18 protein-coding genes are annotated in these 22089 nt (G+C 60.9%); 8 read left to right on the top strand and 10 right to left on the bottom strand.

Going from position 1 to position 22089, the window contains the following annotated elements; all coding sequences use genetic code 11:
- Positions 1-39 precede the first annotated feature (39 nt).
- The 10 genes from ABWV89_RS00905 to ABWV89_RS00860 form a co-directional block, all read right to left on the bottom strand.
- Entirely contained in the window at positions 40-1863 is a 1824-nt protein-coding gene (locus ABWV89_RS00905; protein ID WP_353393312.1) for an acyl-CoA dehydrogenase, read from the bottom strand.
- 180 nt (positions 1864-2043) lie between these two features.
- Positions 2044-3219 carry an acetyl-CoA C-acyltransferase gene (locus tag ABWV89_RS00900; RefSeq protein ID WP_353393310.1) on the bottom strand — a complete coding sequence of 392 codons (1176 nt, stop codon included), beginning with the start codon at positions 3217-3219 and terminating at the stop codon, positions 2044-2046.
- Positions 3220-3354: 135 nt separating this feature from the next.
- The gene (locus ABWV89_RS00895) at positions 3355-5463 is read right to left on the bottom strand and encodes a 3-hydroxyacyl-CoA dehydrogenase NAD-binding domain-containing protein (protein ID WP_353393308.1); all 2109 of its coding nucleotides are present in this window, start codon (positions 5461-5463) and stop codon (positions 3355-3357) included.
- 132 nt (positions 5464-5595) lie between these two features.
- A complete protein-coding gene (locus ABWV89_RS00890; protein WP_353393306.1) occupies positions 5596-6291 on the bottom strand; it encodes an ABC transporter ATP-binding protein in 696 nt (231 codons plus the stop codon).
- 17 nt (positions 6292-6308) lie between these two features.
- The gene (locus tag ABWV89_RS00885) at positions 6309-7097 is read right to left on the bottom strand and encodes an ABC transporter ATP-binding protein (RefSeq protein ID WP_353395115.1); all 789 of its coding nucleotides are present in this window, start codon (positions 7095-7097) and stop codon (positions 6309-6311) included.
- Between the two features lie 47 nt (positions 7098-7144).
- Positions 7145-8476, bottom strand: a complete 1332-nt coding sequence (locus ABWV89_RS00880) for a branched-chain amino acid ABC transporter permease (RefSeq protein WP_353393304.1) — start codon at positions 8474-8476, stop codon at positions 7145-7147.
- A gap of 4 nt (positions 8477-8480) precedes the next feature.
- On the bottom strand, positions 8481-9428 hold the full coding sequence (locus tag ABWV89_RS00875; protein ID WP_353393302.1) for a branched-chain amino acid ABC transporter permease: 948 nt from the start codon (positions 9426-9428) through the stop codon (positions 8481-8483).
- 131 nt (positions 9429-9559) lie between these two features.
- Positions 9560-10795, bottom strand: a complete 1236-nt coding sequence (locus ABWV89_RS00870) for a branched-chain amino acid ABC transporter substrate-binding protein (RefSeq protein WP_353393300.1) — start codon at positions 10793-10795, stop codon at positions 9560-9562.
- A 172-nt stretch (positions 10796-10967) separates the two neighbouring features.
- Positions 10968-12245: an ABC transporter substrate-binding protein gene (locus tag ABWV89_RS00865; RefSeq protein WP_353393298.1), complete on the bottom strand. Its 1278-nt coding sequence runs from the start codon at positions 12243-12245 to the stop codon at positions 10968-10970.
- An 8-nt stretch (positions 12246-12253) separates the two neighbouring features.
- Positions 12254-13897: a 3-(methylthio)propionyl-CoA ligase gene (locus ABWV89_RS00860; protein WP_353393297.1), complete on the bottom strand. Its 1644-nt coding sequence runs from the start codon at positions 13895-13897 to the stop codon at positions 12254-12256.
- A 173-nt stretch (positions 13898-14070) separates the two neighbouring features.
- On the opposite strand from ABWV89_RS00860, the gene msrB reads away from it, so the two are divergent.
- The 8 genes from msrB (at position 14071) to ABWV89_RS00820 (ending at position 21989) form a co-directional block, all read left to right on the top strand.
- A complete protein-coding gene (gene msrB, locus ABWV89_RS00855; protein WP_353393295.1) occupies positions 14071-14487 on the top strand; it encodes a peptide-methionine (R)-S-oxide reductase MsrB in 417 nt (138 codons plus the stop codon).
- A 102-nt stretch (positions 14488-14589) separates the two neighbouring features.
- Positions 14590-15510 carry a cysteine synthase A gene (cysK, locus tag ABWV89_RS00850; RefSeq protein WP_353393293.1) on the top strand — a complete coding sequence of 307 codons (921 nt, stop codon included), beginning with the start codon at positions 14590-14592 and terminating at the stop codon, positions 15508-15510.
- 61 nt (positions 15511-15571) lie between these two features.
- On the top strand, positions 15572-15784 hold the full coding sequence (locus ABWV89_RS00845) for a SlyX family protein (protein ID WP_353393292.1): 213 nt from the start codon (positions 15572-15574) through the stop codon (positions 15782-15784).
- A 332-nt stretch (positions 15785-16116) separates the two neighbouring features.
- Complete coding sequence (locus tag ABWV89_RS00840) at positions 16117-17313, top strand: acyl-CoA dehydrogenase family protein (RefSeq protein ID WP_353393290.1); 1197 nt, start codon at positions 16117-16119, stop codon at positions 17311-17313.
- A 21-nt stretch (positions 17314-17334) separates the two neighbouring features.
- Positions 17335-18468, top strand: a complete 1134-nt coding sequence (locus ABWV89_RS00835) for an acyl-CoA dehydrogenase family protein (protein ID WP_353393288.1) — start codon at positions 17335-17337, stop codon at positions 18466-18468.
- A 25-nt stretch (positions 18469-18493) separates the two neighbouring features.
- Positions 18494-20032, top strand: coding sequence for a class I adenylate-forming enzyme family protein (locus tag ABWV89_RS00830; protein WP_502903110.1), 1539 nt, complete (start codon positions 18494-18496; stop codon positions 20030-20032).
- A 123-nt stretch (positions 20033-20155) separates the two neighbouring features.
- Complete coding sequence (locus ABWV89_RS00825; protein WP_353393286.1) at positions 20156-20905, top strand: electron transfer flavoprotein subunit beta/FixA family protein; 750 nt, start codon at positions 20156-20158, stop codon at positions 20903-20905.
- A 151-nt stretch (positions 20906-21056) separates the two neighbouring features.
- The gene (locus ABWV89_RS00820; RefSeq protein ID WP_353393284.1) at positions 21057-21989 is read left to right on the top strand and encodes an electron transfer flavoprotein subunit alpha/FixB family protein; all 933 of its coding nucleotides are present in this window, start codon (positions 21057-21059) and stop codon (positions 21987-21989) included.
- The last annotated feature ends 100 nt before the right edge of the window (positions 21990-22089 follow it).

Raw genomic sequence — 22089 nt, 5'->3', positions numbered from 1 at the left:
CTGTCACCATGGCTACCGGACTGCGCTACCAGATGCGAATCAGAAGGCGTCTTCAGGAACGTCGGCGCAGGTCTGGTCTCGCGAGCTGACCACTTGCAGCCAGGCGCCGATCTTGGGCAGCTCGTAGTGGAAGAAGAACTGCGCGGCCGCCAGACGGCCTTTCTGCGCCATATCGTCTGCCTTGTCTTGCGATGACAGCGCCACGTCCAGCCAGATCCAGGCCAACACCGTGTGCCCGAAGGCCTGCATGTAGGGCACGGCATTGGCCAGTGCTTCGCCTGGCACGCCAGTGGCCCATGCGGCCTTGGTGGCCGCGCCCACGTCCTGCAAAGCCTTGCCCAAGGCATTGGCATGGGCCGCCAGCGACGGCACCTGAATGGCGCGCTCAATGGTGGCGTTGATGCGGCCGGCCAGCAGCGCCAGCCCTTTGCCCTGCTCCATCAAAACCTTGCGGCCCAGCAAGTCCATGGCCTGGATGCCGTGCGTTCCTTCGTGGATCATGTTCAGGCGGTTGTCGCGCCAGTACTGTTCCACCGGGAAGTCACGCGTGTAGCCGTAGCCGCCATGGATCTGGATGGCCAGGCTGTTCGCTTCCAGGCACCATTCGCTGGGCCAGCTCTTGACGATGGGCGTCAGCACTTCCAGCAGAAGCCGCGCTTCATTGGCCGCCTCTGCGTCCGCCGTGTGATGCTCGTCGACGAGGCGAGCGCAATACAAACCCAATGCCAGCGAACCTTCGCAATAGCTTTTCTGGGCCAGCAGCATGCGTTTCACATCGGCGTGCTCGATGATGCGCACTTGGGGTGCTGCGGAGTCTTTTCCGCCGTTGCTCATCGGCCGGCCTTGCGGACGGTTCTTGGCATAGTCCAGGCTGGCGTGATAGCCGGCCATGCCCAGCATGGTGGCCGCCAGGCCGACGCCAATGCGGGCCTCGTTCATCATGTGGAACATGCACTTGAGGCCTTCGCCCGGCTTGCCCACGAGGTAGCCCACGGCGCCGCTGTCGCCACGCACCGGGTACTTGCCTTCGCCGAAATTCAGCAAGGTGTTGGTGGTACCGCGCCAACCGCATTTGTGATTCAAACCGGCCAACGCCACGTCGTTACGCTCGCCGGTGAGATTGCCTTCAGCGTCGACCAGCTTCTTGGGAACGATGAAGAGCGAAATGCCGCGCACGCCAGGCACCAGCTTGCCGTTTTCGTCCGGAATTTTGGCCAGCACCAGGTGGATGATGTTTTCCGTCAGCTCATGTTCGCCAGCGGAGATCCACATCTTGTTGCCCTTGAGGCGGTAGCGCGGGCCCAGCGGGTCATCCGCATGATCGGCACCATCGGGCGTGGCGCGTGTGGCCACATCGCTCAGGGAGGAACCGGCTTGCGGCTCAGACAGGCACATGGTGCCCGACCACCGGCCGGAAAACTCGGTGAGCGCAAACACCTGCTTCTGCTTTTCAGTGCCGTGTGCCATGAGCAGGTTGGCATTGCCGACCGTGAGCATGCCGCCACCGATGCTCACCGACGCCATGGCAAAGAAGGCATTGGCTGCGGCCTCGACCGTGTAGGGCAGTTGCATGCCCTCGATGTCGTAGTCTTGAGCAGCGCTGAGCATCCCGGATTCGGCATACGCGTCCCAGGCATCCTGGGTGGCCTGCGGCAGGATGACTTTCTCGCCATCGAACTCGGGCTCTTCGATATCGACCAGACGGTTGAATGGCGCGTACTTTTCGCGCGCAATGCGCTCGCAAGTGTCCAGCACGGCATCGAAAGTTTCACGCGAATGATCGGCAAACCGCTCACGGCCAGACAAGCCTTCGGCCTTGAGCCAGTCGTACAACAGAAAATCAACAGTGGGTCGCAGGCTCATGAAAGTCATCCACCAAGAAAAAAGAAATTGAACAGAGCACGACGCCCTCGCCTCACCGGAGCGCGTGTCTGATTCGAGGATGCCGTGGATCCGGCTCCGCCGGTCCACAGGCATCGCCCCCCTCTGGGGGGTGACGCGAAGCGGCGCGGGGGGCGTGTTGTAACCCGCGCAGCGCGCGGGTTACAACACTTCGAAGACTCCGGCAGCACCCATACCGCCACCGATACACATGGTCACGCACACGCGCTTGGCGCCGCGGCGCTTGCCTTCGATGAGGGCGTGGCCGGTCAGGCGCTGGCCGGAGACACCGTAGGGGTGACCCAGCGCAATGGCGCCGCCGTTGACGTTGAGGCGATCAGCCGGGATGCCCAGCTTGTCGCGGCAGTACATGACCTGCACTGCAAAGGCTTCGTTGAGTTCCCACAGGTCGATGTCGTCGACCTTGAGGCCCAGCTTGCTGAGCACCTTGGGCACAGCAAACACCGGGCCAATGCCCATTTCGTCTGGCTCGCAACCGGCCACGGCGAAGCCGAGGAAACGGCCCAGTGGCTTGAGACCATGCTTGCTGGCGTACTCTTCACTCACGACCACGCAAGCGCCTGCGCCGTCGGAGAACTGGCTGGCGTTGCCGGCAGAAACCACACCGCCTGGCATCGCTGAACGAATGCCGGCTATGCCTTCCTTGGTAGTGCCTTCGCGCAGACCTTCGTCCTTGCTCACGGTCACTTCCTTGGTGATCAGGCCCAGGGTCTTGTCGGCAATGCCGGCCGTGACCGTGATCGGCGCAATCTCGTCATCGAACTTGCCGGCCGCTTGCGCCGCACAGGCCTTTTGCTGGCTGGCAGCGCCGTACTCGTCCATGGCGTCACGGCCGATGTTGTAGCGCTTGGCCACTTGCTCGGCGGTCTGCAGCATGGACCAGTAGATCTCTGGCTTCTTCTTCTGCAGCGCAGGGTCGAAGATCATGTGCATGTTCATTTCCTGCTGAACGCAGGAAATGCTCTCCACGCCACCGGCCACGTAGACATCGCCTTCGCCAGCGATCACACGCTGCGCTGCCAGGGCAATGGTCTGCAGACCGGAGGAGCAGAAACGGTTGACCGTCATGCCAGAGACGTTGACCGGGCAACCAGCGGCCAGCGCAATCTGACGTGCGATGTTCATGCCGGTAGCGCCCTCGGGGTTGGCACAACCCATGATGACGTCTTCGATGGCGCCGGCATCGATGCCGGCACGCTCGATGGCAGCACGAACGACGTGCCCACCCAGCGTTGCGCCATGGGTCATGTTGAAAGAACCCTTCCAGCTCTTGGCCAGCGGGGTGCGTGCGGTGGAAACAATAACTGCGTTGCTCATGATGAGTGTGTCCTGGTAAATCTGGGGTCAAGCACGGGTGCGCACGCCAGGCGCCCGCAGATCCGGCTTAGCCGGTCCAATGGGCGCGTCCCCCTCAGGGGGAAGACGCGAAGCGGCGCAGGGGGGTGCTCACGTTCAAAATGTCTTGCCTTCGTCGGCCAGACGCTTGAGCAAGGGAGCTGGCTCCCAGAATGCGGCGTCGTCGAGCGGGTTCTGCGCAAAGCGCTTCATGGCCTGGACCACGTTGAACAGGCCCACTTCGTTGGCGTAGTTCATTGGGCCGCCGCGGTGCACCGGGAAGCCGTAGCCGAAGATGTAGACCACATCGATATCGCTGGCCTTGTTCGCAATGCCCTCTTCCAGAATGTGCGCTGCCTCGTTGACCAATGCGAACACCAGGCGCTGCACGATTTCCTGGTCGGAAATCTTGCGCGGTGTGATGCCAAGCGTCTTGCGGTGCTCCTCGATCATCTGGATGACCTCGGCGTTCGGGATCGGCTTGCGCTGGCCGGGCTTGTAGTCGTACCAGCCACCGCCGGTCTTCTGACCGAAGCGACCTTTCTCGCACAGCAGGTCCGCTGTCTTGCTGTACTTCATGTCGGGATTTTCGACAGCGCGGCGCTTGCGAATGGCCCAACCGATGTCGTTGCCTGCCAAATCGCCCATGCGGAACGGGCCCATGGCAAAACCGAACTTCTCGATGGCTTTGTCGACCTGCTCTGGTGTGCAACCTTCGTCCAGCAGGAAGCCGCCCTGCCGGCCGTACTGCTCGACCATGCGGTTGCCGATGAACCCGTCGCACACGCCAGAGACCACCGCGACTTTGCGGATCTTCTTGGCCACGGTCATCACGGTGGCCATGACGTCCTTGCCGGTCTTGTCGCCACGCACCACTTCCAGCAGCTTCATGACGTTGGCCGGGCTGAAGAAGTGCAGGCCCACCACGTCTTGAGGACGCTTGGTGAACGCGGCGATCTTGTTCAGGTCCAGCGTAGAGGTGTTGGAGGCCAGGATGGCACCGGGCTTCATGACCTCGTCCAGCTTCTTGAATACGGTCTCCTTGACGCCCAGGTCTTCAAACACAGCCTCGATGACGAGGTCGGCGTCTTTCAGATCGTCGTAGCTCAGCGTGGGTGTCAGCAGGGACATGTAGCCCTCGTACTTCTCCTGCTTGAGCTTGCCTTTCTTCACGCGGGCTTCGTAGTTGCCTCGGATAATGGACAGACCACGGTCCAGCGCCTCTTGCTTGGTCTCCAGAATCGTGACGGGGATACCGGCCTGCAGGAAGTTCATCGAGATGCCACCGCCCATGGTGCCAGCGCCGATCACGGCGACGGACTTGATTTCGCGCTGGGGAGTGTCGGACGGCACGTCCGGAATCTTGGACGCGGCGCGCTCTGCCATGAACAGGTGACGCAAGGCGCGGCTTTCAGCCGTGAGCATCAGGTTCTTGAAGATCTCCAGTTCGTTGGCCATGCCGGCGTCGAACTTCATCTTGGTGCCGGCTTCCACCGCATCCACGCACTTGGCGGGCGCAGGGAAGTTCTTGGCCATGCCTTTAACCATGTTGCGGGCGAACTGGAAGTAGGCGTCGCCCTTGGGGTGCTTGTTGGGCAGGTTGCGCACCAGCGGCAGTGCCTCACCGCCAGCATGTTTGGCGCCCACTTCCTTGGCGAAGGCCAGGGCTTCCTCGGCCAGTGCTTCGGGTGAAGCGGCGAGCTTGTCGAACAGCTTCTGGCCAGGAATGGAAGCGAGCAGCTCGCTCTTGACCGGCTCACCAGAGACAATCATGTTCAGCGCTGGCTCCACGCCAATGACGCGCGGCAGGCGCTGCGTACCGCCGGCGCCCGGAATCAGGCCAATCTTGACTTCTGGCAACGCCACGCTGCAGCCAGGCGCGGCCACGCGGTAATGGCAACCCAGTGCGAGCTCCAGCCCGCCACCCATACACACCGAATGCACGGCAGCCACGGTGGGCTTGTCGAAAGCTTCCAACGCCAGGATGACGCTGAGCAGATTGGGCTCAGCTGTCGCTTGAGGCGTGTCGAACTCCTTGATGTCAGCACCACCGGAAAATGCCTTGCCTGCGCCTGTGATGACCACGGCCTTGACTTTGGCGTCTTTGCCTGCCTGCTCCAGGCCATCAACAATGCCTCGGCGGGTGGAATAACCCAGGCCGTTGACCGGCGGGTTTGTCATGGTGATCACTGCCACGTCACCGTGGACCTTGTACTCAGCGGTCATGAAGTCTCCTCGACTAGAAGGGTGAAAACGAAATGGGCACGGCGCCCTGGGCGTGTGCCGTGCCCAAAAAGAACGATCGTTCGATTTTAGGAATTTTGTGCGCCGCCGCAAGCGCTGTCTGTCACCTTCAGGTCAGACTTCCAGCCATTCCTTGCGAATCCCAGGGTTATCCCTGAGTTCATCGGGCGATCCTTCGAACACGATGCTGCCGTGCCCCATCACCAGCAGCCGGTCCGAGATGTTCAGGGCGATGGTGAGCTTCTGTTCGATCAATAGAACAGAGACACCTCTTGCCTTGAGCTTTTGCAGGTATTCCCCCACGAGCTCCACGATCTTGGGTGCCAGGCCCTCCGTCGGTTCATCGATGATGATGAGATCCGGGTCTCCCATGAGAGTCCGGCAAAGTGTCAGCATCTGCTGCTCGCCACCAGACAGAACACCTGCCTCTGTGTGCTCCCGCTCCTTCAGGCGCGGGAACATGGCGTACATGTCATCGAATGACCAGCGCGCGCCCTTGCCACTGCCCTTTTGTCCGAGCAGCAGGTTCTGGTGAACGGTGAGCTTGGGGAAGATGTCGCGATTCTCAGGCACGTAGCCCAATCCCAGGTGCGCCACTTCGAAGGGTTTTTTCCCGGTGATTTGCTGGCCTTGCCATTCCACCTGACCCCTGCATTCGACCAGTCCCATGATGGCCTTGGCGGTGGTAGACCGGCCCGAGCCGTTGCGCCCCAGCAGGGCAACAATCTCTCCCTTGCCGACTTCAAAGTCGACTCCATGAAGCACATGGCTCTTGCCGTAGTAGGCGTGAAGTTGCTTGACTGTCAACATGACTCAGTGCTCCCTGTTCAATGGCCCGAGGCCTGTTGCTCGGCCAACACCGACCCCAGATAGGCCTCCTGCACGCGTGGGTTGGCACGCACCTCATCAGGCGTGTCAAATGCCAGCACTTCGCCGTAAACCACCACCGCGATCTTGTCGGCCAGACCGAAGACCACGCCCATGTCGTGCTCCACCGTCAGGAGGGTTTTGCCCACCGTGACCTCACGGATCAACTCGATGAACCGCGACGTTTCGCTCTTGCTCATGCCCGCGGTGGGCTCGTCAAGCAACACCACTTCTGCGCCTCCGGCAATGGTGATGCCTATCTCAAGGGCGCGCTGTTCGGCGTAGGTCAGGTTCATGGCCAGCGTGTCGCGCTTCTTGTCCAGATGAATCATGTTGAGCAGCTCTTCAGCCCGCTCGTTCGCATCATCGAGGTCAGCCAGAAAACGGAACAAGGTGTACCGATAGCCCAGGCTCCACAACACGCTGCAGCGCAGGTTCTCGAACACGCTCAGCTTGGGAAAGATGTTGGTGATCTGGAAGCTGCGAGAGAGGCCCATGCGATTGATCTCATAGGGCTTCTTGCCGTTGATGCGCTGCCCCTTGAGCAGCACATCACCACTGGTGGGCTCAAAGCGGCCGGATATCAGGTTGAACAACGTGGACTTGCCCGCCCCGTTCGGTCCGATGATGGCCACCCGCTCGCCCGAGCGAACAGCCAGGTCCACGCCGCAAATGATCTCGGTCTTGCCAAAGCTCTTTCGCAGGTTGCGCAGTTCCAGCGCATAGCCGCCGGCGGCGACATGGCTCATGCTCTCTTCCAGAGGTCGATTGGTCACTGCTTGGGTTTCCATCGTGCTCATTGCGCCTCCCGCCGCTTGATTTCCATTTCGATGTCGGTCTGAATGGCCGACCAGTGCTTGAGGAACGCGCGTCGCGTCAGTTCGAAAATGGCCATACCGGTGACGAACACAAAACCGGCGCCAAACCAGCTGCCCACGCCCTCGACATTGAGGTCGATGCCCGCAAAGGTCACGACAGGCCCCAGGGCAGCGTTGAGCTTCTGGTGATACACCATCTCGACCATGGCGCCGGCACCCAAAAGTGCCACCAGTCCTGCGACTGCGAGCGCCAGATAGGCAACCCACAGCTCACGCAAGCGACCGAACTTGGCCACACGCAAATTCATCATGATCAGGCTGGCAACTCCCCCCGGGGCGTACATCACCATGAACAGGAAGGCCAGTCCCAGATAGAGCAGCCATGCCTTGGTGAGTTCAGACAGAAGGACCAGGGCAAGCACCATCAGGATGGCGCCGATGATCGGGCCGAAGAAGAAGGTGGCCCCGCCCAGGAATGTGAACAGCAGATAGCCCCCTGACTGCACGGCACCCACGACCTCGGAGGTCACGATTTCGAAGTTGAGTGCAGCCAGACCGCCACCAATGCCTGCAAAGAAGCCTGCCAGCACAAATGAAAGGTAGCGAACCATTTGCGTGTCGTAGCCGATGAAGGCCACCCGCTCCGGGTTGTCACGCACGGCATTGAGCATGCGGCCCAGAGGCGTGCGGGTGAACGCGTACATCAATGCGGTACAGACAAAGGTATAGATCGCAATCAGATAGTAGAGCTGGATCTGCGGGCCAAACGTGATGCCGAACGGCGTGGAGCCGGTCACACGGTCGCCCGAGATACCGCCTTCGCCACCGAAGAACTCCGGAAACATCAGCGACATGGCCCAGACCAGCTCACCAATGCCCATGGTGATCATCGCAAACGGCGTCGCCGCCTTCTTGGTGGTCACCCAGCCCAGCAATATCGCCACGCACATGGAGCCCAGACCGGCCACCAGGGGGATGAGGCTGACGGGCACTCCCCAGTCACCATCAGAGACCAGATTGAGCGTATGAATGGCGAAGAACGCGCCCATGCCCGAGTAGACGGCATGACCAAAACTGAGCATGCCGCCTTGCCCCAGCAACATGTTGTAGCTCAGGCAGATGATGGTGAGAATGCCCATTTGCGAGAGCATGGTGTGCGAGAGACTGCTGTCCCACAACACCGGACTGATGGCCAGCAACAGGGCAAACAAGCCCCAGATGATCCATCGCCCTACGTTGAGCGGCTTGAAGGAGTAGTAGGCACGCGTGGTGCTGTGGGCCGGCATGGCCTTGGAAACAGAGGTATTCATCGTCTCAGCCCTCACGGGTGCCCAGCAGACCGCGGGGACGGAAGATCAGGATCAGCACCAGAAACAGGTACGGCAGGATGGGCGCGACCTGACTGACTTTGAGCTTCAGAAGCGCATAGCCGAAGGTCTCTTCGGTGATGGCGACGTTGAACGTTTCCATCACTGTCACGGCTGACGAATCAATGGCCACGGCAAACGTCTGCACCAGTCCGATGAGCAAGGAAGCCAGGAAGGCGCCAGACAAGGAGCCCATGCCCCCAACGACCACCACCACGAAGATGATGGGCCCGACGGCGCTGGCCATGCCAGGCTCGGTCACGAATGCATTGCCGCCAATGACCCCTGCAAGTCCCGCCAGGGCGGAGCCGCCACCGAAGACCATCATGAAAACGCGCGGCACATTGTGGCCGAGTGTCTCGACCGTCTCCGGGTGCGTCAGTGCAGCCTGAATCACCAGTCCGATGCGGGTGCGGGTGAGCAGCAGCCAGATCGACACCAGCATGACCAGGGAAACCCCCATCATGAAGCCGCGATACATGGGGAACTGCGTTCCCCACAGCGTGAACAGCGGCCCGCTCAGTTCATCGGGGACGCGATAGTCCACCGAGCTCGTGCCCCAGACCAGCTGAACCATTTCCAGAATGATGTAGCTCAGGCCAAAGGTGATCAGCAGCTCAGGCACGTGGCCGAACTTGTGCACACGGCGCAAGGCATATTTTTCGAACAATGCACCCAGCACACCGACGATGATGGGTGAAATGAAAAGTGCGGGCCAGAAGCCGACGATCAGCATCAGGCTGTATGCCACATAGGCCCCCACCATGTAGAAACTGGCGTGGGCAAAATTGAGCACGCCCATCATGCTGAAAATCAGCGTCAGGCCGGAGCTCAGCATGAACAGCAACAGCCCGTAGCTGATGCCGTTGAGCAGCGATATGGTGAAGAATTCCATGTTCTTTTGCCGAAGGCAAATTCATTCGATCAAAAAACCGGGCCTGCCCCCCATCATTGCAGATGGAGTCATAGCAGGCCCAATCGAAGATCACCCTGGCGCCAGATGACCAGCACCAGGGGTATCCACCTTTAGGAGGGGCGCTTCATGTCGCAGCTGGTGGGCGTGCTGGCAACGTAGGGCTCCATTTGCTTGATTGGCACAAAGTTGAAGCCCGTGTTTTCCACGTCGTATGGCGTCTTGGGCGTCACTTTGGCCCACTTCGTCACGAACATGGACTGCTGAAGCTGGTGATCCTGCTTGCGCATGGTCACATTGCCAGCAAAGCTCTTGACCTCCAGGCCTTCCAGGGCGGCAGCCACCTTGACCGGATCGGTGGACTTGGCTTTCGCCATGGCGTTGCTCAGCAGGTTGATGCCGTTGTAGATGGCCAGGGTGTAGTAGTCGTCCTTGAACTTGTCCTTGAAGTCATAAGCCATCTTGGAGACTTCGCCCTCCATGTTGGAGTGCGCGTAGGCCACCACATACACTTCATCGGCGCCGCCGGCAGCCAGTGCGGTAGGTGTGCCGGTCGTGCCTGCATAGTAGGTGTACATCGGGATCTTCAGGCCGGCATCGCTGATGGCCTTGACCAGCAACACCAGGTCGGCACCCCAGTTGCCGGTCACGATGGCGTCGGCGCCCGACTGTTTGATCTTGGCAACGTAAGGCGCAAAGTCCTTGACCTGGCCGATCGGGTGCAGCTCATCGCCCACAATTTCGATGTCCGGACGCTTGCGCTTGATGCCGTCCTTGAAGTACTTGGAGACTTGCTGGCCATGCGAGTAGTTCTGACCGATCACATAGACCTTCTTGACGCCGGCCTGATCTTTCATGAACGTTGTCAGCGCTTCCATCTTCATGGACGTGTCAGCGTCCAGACGGAAGTGCCAGTAGCTGCACTTCTCGTTGGTCAGTGAGGGATCAACCGCCGCATAGTTCAGGAAGACCACTTCCTTGCCGGGGTTGCGGGAGTTGTGCTTTTCGACTGCGGCCGAGATGGCTGCTGCAGCGCCAGAGCCGTTGCCCTGAGCCACATAGCGGTAGCCCTGATCGATGGCGGCCTTCAGGGAGTTCAGGCTTTCCTGTGGGGACGCCTTGTTGTCGAAGCCCGTCACTTCAAAGTTCACACCGGCGGGGTTGTTCTTGCCGTTCTTGACTTCAGCCGTGTATTGCCAGCTTTTCAGCAGGTTTTGCCCCACAGCTGCAAAGGGACCGGACAGCGGGTCGATAAACGCGATCTTGACCGTCTCTCCCTGCTGAGCATAGGCGCCAGCCATTGACAAAGTAAGTGCGGCAACGGCAACAGATTTCAAAGCGAATTTCACGAAATGCCTCCGGTGGTGATGAAAGCCTCAGCGTAACCTTCCGACCGCAGCTGTTCACACAGGGATTGCCCTAGCTGCTATCGCCAATGCGACTTCGAAGCGCTCGCACTGCGCTGAGCGCCATCGCTTTTTGAGTGGAAACCCTGTGTGTTGTGCCGGTACATATGCAAGCTCAGCCCTGCTGCAAAGTCATGTCGCATTGCGCCGGTAGATTCATCTCGCCAGCGTTGAACTTTCGCACTGGCGCAAACGTGAACCCTGTGGATTCGCAGTCGTGCGGATAAGCCTTGCTCACCGGAACCCAGCGCGAGACGTATACCGGTCGAATCAGCTGATGGTCGGAGGCGCGCATGCTGACCACACCGTCGTGTCCGTCGAAACGAATGCCTTCCAGGTGTGGAACGAGCGCCGACACACGTGTACTGCCTGCGGCCCGGACAGCGCGAAGCAGCATCTGCATGCCATCCACGCAGGCAAAGGTGACGAAGTCCTCGTCGAACCGGCGTCGGAACTTCTCCTGGAAAGCGGGCCACGGACCGGGATGACTGGAGTGAAAGCCACTGACCTGGAACACATCCAGACGAGAATTGACTTGCTTGCTGGCAAGCGCGCCAGGCGTTCCCATGAGGCTGCCGTAGTAGGTGAATACTGCCAGCGGATAGTCCACCGCGTGCAACGAATCGACCAGACGCCGAAGGTCAGCCCCCCAGTTGGCAGTGATCAATGCCGTGGCCCCTGATTCACGGATCTTCTCCACCTGCTTGTCAAAGCTGCCCAGCACAAACGGCACATGCAGTTCGTCCCCTACCACCTGCATGCCTTGTCGCCTTGACAGGGCTTGCTGCGCATAGGCAGAAACCTGCTGGCCGTGTGCGTAGTTCTGGTTGAGCAAGTAGACCGAACGATGGACTGTGTCTTCCTCGAGGTACCGGGACAGGGCCTGGACCTTCATGGCGGTATCGGCGTCCACTCGATAGTGCCATGGACTGCACTGGCCGCGGGTCAGCGCCGGGTCCATCGAGGCATAGTTGATCAGGATCACCGGATCGGCCGGGTTCCGCAGGTTGTGCCGGTCGATGGCCGCTGCCAGCGCAGCCGTCACGCCCGAACCATTGCCCTGCAAGATGATCCGAAAGCCCTGATCGATCGCTACCTTGAGTGCCTTGAGGCTTTCCCGTGGGGATGCGCTGTTGTCAAACGGCGCCAAGTCGATCCTGAGCGCAGAGGCATGAGGCTCGACACGCCCCAGACCTTCGGCGATGTACTGCCAGCTGTGCAGGCAATGCCGACCGATATCGCCCGCCGGGCCGGTCAGCGGATCAATGAACGCCAGCTTCAGTCGCTGGCGCTGATCGTTCCACCAGGCCGCCTGTGCAGGCAGCGCCCGGGCCGCCATCCCCAAGCCTGCCAGGTACGACAGCCATTGGCGGCGACTCCAGGCGTTTGGCATCGTGCGGGTCAGGCAGTGGGCAGTTTGTAGTCCTTGAGCTGCTCGCGCAGGGCCATCTTCTGCATCTTGCCCGTGGCGCCCAAAGGAATGGCGTCCACAAATACCACGTCATCCGGGATCTGCCACTTGGCTGTACGTCCCTCATAGAACTTGAGCAACTCGTCCTTCTCCACCTGCGCGTCAGGCTTTTTCACCACCACCACAATCGGCCGCTCATCCCACTTGGGGTGTGGCATGCCCACACAGGCGGCCATCGCCACGGCCGGATGGGCCATGGCGATGTTCTCGATGTCAATGGAACTGATCCATTCGCCGCCGGACTTGATCACGTCCTTGCTGCGATCGGTGATCTGCATGAAGCCGTCCGCGTCAATGGTGGCCACGTCTCCCGTGGGGAACCAGCCCAGGCCGTCAGCGTCGTATTGCAACGGATCTCCGCCCTCACCCTTGAAGTAACTGGAAATGATCCAGGGTCCACGCACCAGCAAGTCACCATAGGTTTTGCCGTCCCATGGAAGCTCCTTGCCGGCCTCGTCGACGATCTTCATGTCGACGCCGTAGATGGCCCGGCCCTGCTTGAGGCGGATCTTGTTCTGCTCTTCCCGGGGCAGGCTGGTCTGCGCATTTTTCAAGGTGCAGACTGTGCCCAGTGGCGACATTTCGGTCATGCCCCAGGCGTGCAGCACATCCACGTTGTACTGGTCGTTGAACGCCGCAATCATGGCAGGCGGGCAGGCAGAGCCGCCAATGACCGTGCGGTTGAGCGTGCTGAACTTGAGGCCCTGCTGCTGCATGTGGCCCAGCAACATCTGCCAGACGGTGGGCACGCCGGCCGCCATGGTCACTTTTTCTGCCTCGATCAGTTCGTAGACCGACTTTCCGTCCATGGCCGGTCCGGGGAACACAAGCTTGGCTCCGGTGGCAGCTGCCGAGTAAGGCAGGCCCCAGGCATTGACGTGAAACATCGGCACCACCGGCAAGATGGCATCGCGTGCACTCAGACTCAGGGCATCCGGCAGGGCGCCTGCATAGGCATGAAGCAAGGTCGAACGGTGCGAGTACACCGCACCCTTGGGGTTGCCCGTGGTGCCACTGGTGTAGCACATGCTCGAGGCACTGTTCTCATCGAACTCGGGCCACACATAGGTATCGGACTGAGCCGCCAGCAAGGCTTCGTAGCTGTGGAGGTTGGGGAGTTTGCTCTCGGCTGGCAGGGCATCCGCGTCGCACAGGGCGATCCAGTGCTTGACGGTGGGGCAATTGGCCGCCACGGCCTGCACCAGTGGCAGGAAGGTCATGTCAAAGCAAATGACCGAATCACCTGCATGGTTGATGATCCAGGCGAGTTGCTCCGGGTGCAGGCGCGGGTTCAGCGTGTGCAGTACATGGCCTGAGCCACTCACGCCAAAGTACAGCTCCAGATGGCGATAGCCGTTCCAGGCAATGGTGCCGACGCGATCCCCGAAATTGAGCTTCAGCCCGCCCAAGGCATTGGCAAGCTGGCGGGAACGACGGGCCACTTCGGCCCAGGTCGTGCGGTGAATATCTCCCTCTACCCGCCGCGACACGATCTCACCTTCGCCATGGTGGCGATCAGCGTGAACGATGAGGCTGGAAATCAGCAGCGGCTGGCTTTGCATCTGCCCGAGCATTGGTGTCTCCTTATTTTCGGATGTGGCAGTTGATAAAAACGAACAGTCGTTCGCAATCATGCCCCAGATTTGTAGCAGAGTGCTAGCGGGTTCGCCCGAATGTCCGCGACGTCAGCATGTGGAAATGCGCTCGGTCACAATTGGACGTTTTGCGTTTGAAGGACTGCCCACCCATGTCACAGTTCCCGATCCAGAAGACCGACGACGAATGGCGCGCCCTGCTCGCCGAGAAAGGCGCAGAGCCCGGTGCCTTCGAGGTGACCCGACAGGCCTACACGGAGCGACCGTTCTCCGGCAAGTACGAGCAGGTCTGGGCCGATGGCAGCTACCACTGCATTTGCTGTGGCAACCATTTGTTCGACGCTGGCACCAAGTTCGATGCCGGCTGTGGCTGGCCCAGTTTCTGGAAAGCCATTCCCGGTGCCATCACGGAGATTTCGGATCGCAGCCATGGCATGGTGCGAACGGAAACCGTTTGCAGCCAGTGTGGCGCACACCTGGGCCATGTGTTTGAAGATGGCCCCTCGCCCACGCACCTGCGCTACTGCATGAATTCTGCCTCCATCGATCACAAAGCTTCAGAAGATTGAGCCGGGGACCCTGGGCGATGGCCCTAAACTTCACCACTGATCATTTTTGAGTGAACCATGCGCCGCGCATTCCAGTACGGCGACGAGAGGAGAAAAACACCCATGAAAGCCAGCAACATCCTGGAAACCATTGGCCAGACCCCCCACGTTCGCATCAACCGCCTGTTCGGTGATGCCAAGCAGGAGGTCTGGATCAAGAGCGAACGCAGCAACCCGGGCGGATCCATCAAGGACCGCATCGCCCTGGCCATGATTGAAGACGCCGAAGCCTCCGGCGCGCTCAAGCCGGGTGGCACCATCGTCGAACCTACCTCTGGCAACACGGGCGTGGGCCTGGCCATGGTCGCCGCCGTCAAAGGCTACAAGCTCGTGCTGGTCATGCCAGAGAGCATGTCCATCGAGCGCCGCCGCCTGATGCTGGCCTATGGCGCCAGCTTCGACCTGACGCCGCGCGAAAAGGGCATGAAGGGTGCCATTGCCCGCGCCGAAGAGCTGGTGGCGGCCACACCGGGCGCCTGGATGCCTCAGCAGTTCAACAACCCGGCCAACATGGATGTGCATGTACGCACGACGGCGAAGGAGATCATCGCCGACTTCCCCGATGGCCTGGATGTCCTGATCACCGGCGTGGGCACGGGCGGCCACCTCAGCGGCTGCGCCAAGGTACTCAAGGAAAAGTGGCCACAGCTCAAGGTGTTTGCTGTTGAGCCAGCTGCCTCCCCGGTCATCTCCGGTGGCGACCCAGCTCCACACCCCATCCAGGGCATTGGTGCCGGCTTCATCCCAGGCAACCTCAAAACCGATTTGCTCGACGGCGTGATCAAGGTCGATGCCGAGCCAGCCAAGGAAATGGCGCGGCGAAGCGCGGCAGAGGAAGGCATGCTCGTGGGCATTTCGTCTGGCGCCACGCTGGCCGCCATTGCGCAAAAGCTGCCGGAACTGCCTGAAGGCGCCAAGGTGCTGGGTTTCAACTACGACACTGGTGAGCGTTACCTGTCCGTAGACGGCTTCCTGCCCGCGTGATCATCCAGAGATAGACAGAGAGATAGAGAGACAGCAAAGGCCAGGTCTGCAAGTGAGCACCATGAACAACGATCGGGACGACCGTGTGACCCAGCTCGAGATCAAGCTGAGCTACGCCGAAGACCTGCTTGAAACACTGAACGACCTGGTGGCCAGGCAACAGGACCAGATCGACTGGCTGACCCGCGAGGTGCAAAGTCTGCGCCAGCGCAAGGACGACGAGGGCCAGGCTGTTTTTCGCAGCCTTCGCGACGACACTCCTCCGCACTACTGACCGACGGCCTGATCGGCAGAGCCGCACCGCCAGCAAGCCTCACCCCCGGATTCGGCGGTGAGGCTTTTTCTTGGGCATGTCAGGTGCCGACCCCGCCAAGCCCCGGGGTTTGCCGCATCCGCGGGACTCGCCATTTCCACAACAATGCAATGGTGGCAAACGCCCGCCCATTTCACCTGCGCGACATGGGCAGCTTGCCCATCGGTGTCAAAATCGTCATAATCTGCACTGCAGAACATTAGTCTGCATATAAAAACGTTGTCCATTTGCCTTTGCCAGTGCCCAGCACAAAGCAGATGGCCCGGAGACATGCCTTCCCTCAAGGAACCCACATGGATTTGAACTTCACCTCCGAAGAAGAAGCCTTTCGCACCGAAGTGCTGGGCTTTCTTCGGGAAAAACTGCCCGAGCGCCTCTCTTCCAAAGTCAAGCAAGGCTTGCGTCTGAGCAAGGCCGACATGGAGGAATGGCACGCCATCCTCAACGAACGCGGCTGGCTGGCCAACCACTGGCCAGAGCAATGGGGTGGCCCGGGCTGGAGTGCCGTTCAGAAGTTCATCTTTGAAAACGAATGCGCACTGGCTGGCGCACCCCGCATCGTGCCGTTCGGCCTGAGCATGCTGGGCCCGGTGCTGATCAAGTACGGCAACGAAGCACAGCAGAAATACTGGCTGCCCCGTATCCTCAATGGCGAGGACTGGTGGTGCCAGGGCTACTCCGAGCCAGGCGCCGGCTCCGATCTGGCCGCGGTGAAGACCACCGCTGTGCGCGAGGGCGATCACTACATCGTCAATGGCCAGAAGACCTGGACCACGCTGGGTCACCACGCCAACATGATCTTCTGCCTGGTGCGCACCAACACCGAGGTCAAGAAGCAACAGGGCATCAGCTTCCTGCTGATCGACATGAACACGCCGGGCGTGGAAGTGCGCCCCATCATCACGCTTGACGGCGAGCACGAGGTCAACGAGGTTTTCTTCACCGACGTCAAGGTACCTGTCGAGAACCTGGTGGGCGAAGAGGACAAGGGCTGGACCTGCGCCAAATACCTGCTCACCTACGAGCGCACCAACATCGCCGGCGTGGGTTTCTCCGTCGCCGGGCTGGAAAAGGTCAAAATCGCGGCAGACCGCGTCATGCACAAGGGCAAGCCACTGTCACAAGACCCGATGTTTGCTGCGCGCCTGGCGAAGGTGGAGATCGACCTGGAGAACATGAAGACCACCAACCTGCGCGTCATCGCTGCCGTGGCCGGTGGCGGTGTGCCGGGCGCAGAAAGCTCCATGCTCAAGATCCGTGGCACCGAGATTCGTCAGGAGCTGCTCGCGCTCATGCGAAAGGCCATGGGCGTCTACGCCCTCCCCTTCATTGAAGAGGCACTGCATGCCGGGTATGACGGCCCGCAGGTGGGTCCGGAAGAGGCAGCGTCTGCCGCTTCGGCCTACTTCAACTACCGCAAGCTGTCGATCTTTGGCGGCTCCAACGAAATCCAGAAGAACATCATTTCCAAGATGATTCTCGGCCTTTGAGCGGCGCAGCGAGGAACAGCCATGAACTTTGAACATACCGAAGACCGGCGCATGCTCGCCGACACGCTCGACCGCTTTTTGTCTGAGCAAAACCCGATCGAAGCGCGCCACGAAGCGGCAGCCTCCTCCCAAGGCTACAGCGAGAGAGTGTGGTCTGGCCTGGCCGAAGTCGGTGCCATCGGCGCCCTCTTCCCCGAAGATGCCGGCGGCTTTGGCGGCGACGGCTTTGACGTTTCTGTCGTGTTCGAAAGCCTGGGCAAGGGTTTGTCGATCGAGCCTTTCCTGGGCGCACTCGTCGTCGGCCGCGCTGTGCTCGCTGCCGGAACTGACGCCCAGAAAGAAGGCCTGGAAGGCATCATGGACGGCAGCGTCATCGCAACTCTCGCTCATGATGAGGCCGGCGGCCACTATGAGCTGGCGCATGTGGCCACCACAGCCAAGGCCGATGGTGATGGCTATGTGCTCAATGGTCGCAAAGCAGTGGTGTTGTTTGCCGAACAGGCAGGCCAGATGCTGGTCAGCGCCCGCACGAGTGGAGACGTGGACGACGAAGCAGGTATTTCCCTCTTTCTGGTTGCCACCGATGCCGCTGGTGTGAACGTCACAGGCTATGGCCGGGTCGATGGCGGCCGTGCCGCCGAAGTCGAGCTGAAAGGCGTGAAGGTCGGTGCCGGCGCTTTGCTCGGCCAGGCTGGCGAAGGTCATGGCGTGCTCGAACTCGCGGTCGGCTGGGGCATTCTGGCCCTCTGCGCAGAAGCCGTGGGCGCCATGGGCGTGGCCAAAGAGCACACGCTGGAATATCTGCGAACCCGCAAACAGTTTGGCGTGCCGATTGGAAGCTTCCAGGCCCTGCAACACCGCATGGCGGATGTGCTGCTGGAGATTGAGCAGGCGCGCTCTGCGGTGATCAATGCCGCGGCCGCCATGGGCGAGGACCGCACCTCCCGGGAACGCGCGTTGTCAGCGGCCAAGTTCTCCATCGGACGCATCGGTACGCTGGTGGCTGAAGAGTGCATTCAGTTGCACGGTGGCATTGGCATGACCTGGGAGCTACCCATGGCGCACTATGCCAAGCGGCTGGTCATGATTGATCACCAGCTCGGCGATGAAGACCATCACCTCGCGCGCTACATCGCCTTGGGTCAGGTCACCTGAGCAAGCAACCCTGCTGCGCGCCTCCATGCCAACCATCACGATCGATTCACCCTTTGACACCATCGCCGCATGTGTCGGTGCTCACGCCCGTGAGCAGCCGGAGGCAGTGGCGCTGCGCGACCATCAGGCCAGCCTGACCTGGCGCGAGCTGGACGCCTTGATGGACCGGGTGGCTGCTGCATTGCAGCGCGATGGCGCCACCAAAGGCGACGCCATCGCCATCTGCGCGGCGAACTCTGTGCGGTACGCTGCGCTCTACCTGGGTGCATTGCGCGCAGGTGTGGTCGTCGCGCCTATCGCACCCTCCGTCACACGAGAGCAATTGGCGCAAATGCGAGAGGACGCCGAAGCGCGTGCCTTCTTTGTCGATGCTTCGGCTGCCGACTTGCTCTCGCCCACCGAAGCGGGCGCCTGCGTCTGGCTCGATGATGCAGAGGATGGCCTGAACTTCAGCCAATGGCTGGCGCCCGAAGGACGCTCACCCACCCCAGTCGACGTCGACCCGGCAGACCCTTTCAACATCATCTACTCATCGGGCACCACCGGGGTACCGAAGGGCATCGTGCAATCGCACGGTATGCGCTGGCTCCATGTGTGCCGTGGCGCGGTCTATGGCTACAGCGAGCAGTCGCAAACCCTGTTGTCCACGCCGCTCTACTCCAACACCACACTGGTGGTGTTCTTCCCCACCATCGCATTTGGTGGCTGCGTGCACTTGATGCCCAGGTTCAACGCCCTGCGCTACCTGGAAATCGCCAGCAGCGAACACATCACCCACACCATGCTGGTGCCGGTGCAATACCAGCGCATCATGGCCGTGGAAGATTTCGACCGCTTTGACCTCAGCCATTTCCAGATGAAGTTCTGCACCAGCGCGCCGTTCAACGCCGCGCTGAAGTCCGACGTGCTCAAGCGCTGGCCTGGCGGACTGGTGGAGTTCTACGGCATGACCGAAGGCGGTGGCACTTGCATCCTCAATGCCCATGAGCACCCTGAGAAGCTCCACACAGTGGGGCCGCCAGCCTCCAACCACGACATTCGCCTCATCGATGAGGAAGGAGTGGAGGTTGCGCCCGGTGAGATCGGTGAAGTGGTGGGCCATTCCGGCGGCATGATGACGGGCTACCACAAGCAGCCAGAAAAAACCCGTGAGGCAGAGTGGCACGCGCCTGACGGCAAACGTTTCATCCGCACAGGCGACGTCGGTCGCTTCGATGAAGACGGGTTTCTGGTTCTGATGGATCGCCGCAAGGACATGATCATCTCGGGCGGATTCAACATTTACCCGAGCGATCTGGAAGCGCTGCTGCGCGGACATCCTGACGTGCAGGAAGCCGCAGTGGTTGGTGTACCCTCTGAGCAGTGGGGCGAGAGCCCGTTGGCCTTCGTGGTACTGAAACCCGGGCACAATATCAGCGCAGCAGCGCTCACCGAATGGCACAACCAGAGATGTGCCAAGACACAGCGCCTCATTGACACCGCGCTGGTGGCTGAATTGCCGCGCAGCGCCATTGGCAAAGTGCTCAAGCGAGAGCTGCGAGAGCAATACATGAATTCCGTCTGAGTAAAGGCGCTCAGGCAGCGGGTGTGCACCAGTGATGGTTCCGCGCCCTTTTCCTTTTTTCGATACCTGTTCAATCCCTTTCATGGCCTGCCTGGCAGGTCTGATCAAAGCAAGGAGACCCAGATGAAAGTTCTCGTCCCCGTCAAACGCGTGGTGGACTACAACGTGAAGGTGCGTGTCAAAAGCGACAACACCGACGTTGACATTGCCAACGTCAAGATGAGCATGAACCCGTTTGACGAGATTGCGGTGGAAGAAGCCGTGCGTCTGAAAGAAAAAGGCGTGGTCACTGAAGTGATCGCCGTCTCTTGCGGTGTTCAGCAGTGCCAGGAAACCCTGCGCACGGCCATGGCCATCGGTGCCGACCGTTCCATCCTGGTGCAGACCGACGCCGAGCTGCAACCCCTGGCCGTGGCCAAGCTGCTCAAGGCCCTGGTGGACAAAGAGCAGCCGCAGCTGGTGATCCTGGGCAAGCAGGCAATCGACGACGACGCCAACCAGACCGGCCAGATGCTCGCCGCCCTGGCCGACATGCCGCAAGCCACTTTTGCCTCCAAAGTGGAAGTCGAGGGCGACAAGGCCAAGGTCACCCGCGAGATCGACGGTGGTCTGGAAACGCTCTCCGTCGCCATGCCGGCGGTCATCACCACCGACTTGCGCCTGAATGAGCCGCGCTATGTGACGCTGCCCAACATCATGAAGGCCAAGAAGAAGCCAATGGAGACCGTCACGCCGGAAGATCTGGGTGTGGACGTGGCTCCGCGCTTGAAGACGCTCAAGGTCAGCGAGCCGCCACAGCGCAGCGCTGGTATCAAGGTGCCGGACGTGGCCACGCTGGTGGACAAGCTCAAGAACGAAGCAAAGGTGATCTGACCCCCCGCGCGGGCACAGCCCGCTCCCCCTGGAAGGGGGGCGAACCCTTTGGACCGGCGAAGCCGGATCTTCGGGTTCCTGGTGGTTCGAGTCACTGGTACTCGGTCTGTATCTGGTTTTAAAGCTATCAAGAATTTAAGGAAATCCTGTCATGACTTCTTTGGTTATTGCAGAACACGACAACGCTTCGATCAAGGGCGCCACGCTCAACACTGTCACGGCCGCCGCGGCTTGTGGGGGTGATGTTCATGTGCTGGTGGCCGGTCACAACGCTGGTGGCGCCGCTGCGGCTGCCGCACAAATCGCCGGTGTGGCCAAGGTGATCCATGTGGACGCCGACGCCCTGGCCCACGGCCTGGCTGAAGAGGTGGCCGCGCAAGTGCTGGCCATCGCAGGCGACTATGAGCACATCCTGTTCCCGGCCACGGCCAGCGGCAAGAACATTGCCCCGCGCGTGGCGGCCAAGCTCGATGTGGCCCAGATCAGCGACATCACCAAGGTGGTGAGCGCCGACACCTTCGAGCGCCCCATCTACGCCGGCAACGCCATCGCCACTGTGCAAAGCAGCGACGCCAAGAAGGTCATCACCGTGCGCACCACCGGCTTTGATGCCGCTGCGGCTTCCGGTGGCAGTGCTGCAGTGGACACCCCTGCAGCCACCGCTGGCCTGGGCAAGAGCAGCTTTGTGGGCAGCGAGCTGGCCAAGAGCGACCGCCCTGAGCTGACGGCCGCCAAGATCATCGTCTCCGGTGGTCGTGCGCTGGGCAGCAGCGAAAAGTTCAACGAAGTGATGACGCCGCTGGCCGACAAGCTCGGCGCCGCCATCGGTGCCAGCCGCGCAGCGGTGGACGCCGGCTACGCGCCCAACGACCTGCAGGTGGGCCAGACGGGCAAGATCGTCGCGCCTCAGCTGTACGTGGCCGCGGGCATCTCCGGCGCCATCCAGCACCTGGCCGGCATGAAGGATTCCAAGGTGATCGTGGCGATCAACAAGGACCCCGAAGCCCCGATCTTCAGCGTGGCCGACTACGGCCTGGAAGCCGACCTGTTCGAGGCCGTGCCTGAGCTGGTCAAGGCGCTGTGAGCACACGCCGCGAACAGTGTTGCAAATAGAAGAATCGGGGCTCAGGCCCCGATTTTTTTGGGTAATCCCTAGTCGTTATGGGACAAAACCACGAGAGGTT

Source organism: Hydrogenophaga sp. 5NK40-0174, assembly GCF_040372165.1.
GTDB lineage: Bacteria > Pseudomonadota > Gammaproteobacteria > Burkholderiales > Burkholderiaceae_C > Hydrogenophaga.
Note: the sequence above shows the minus strand (reverse complement) of the source record. Positions and strands in the feature narration are given on the sequence as shown.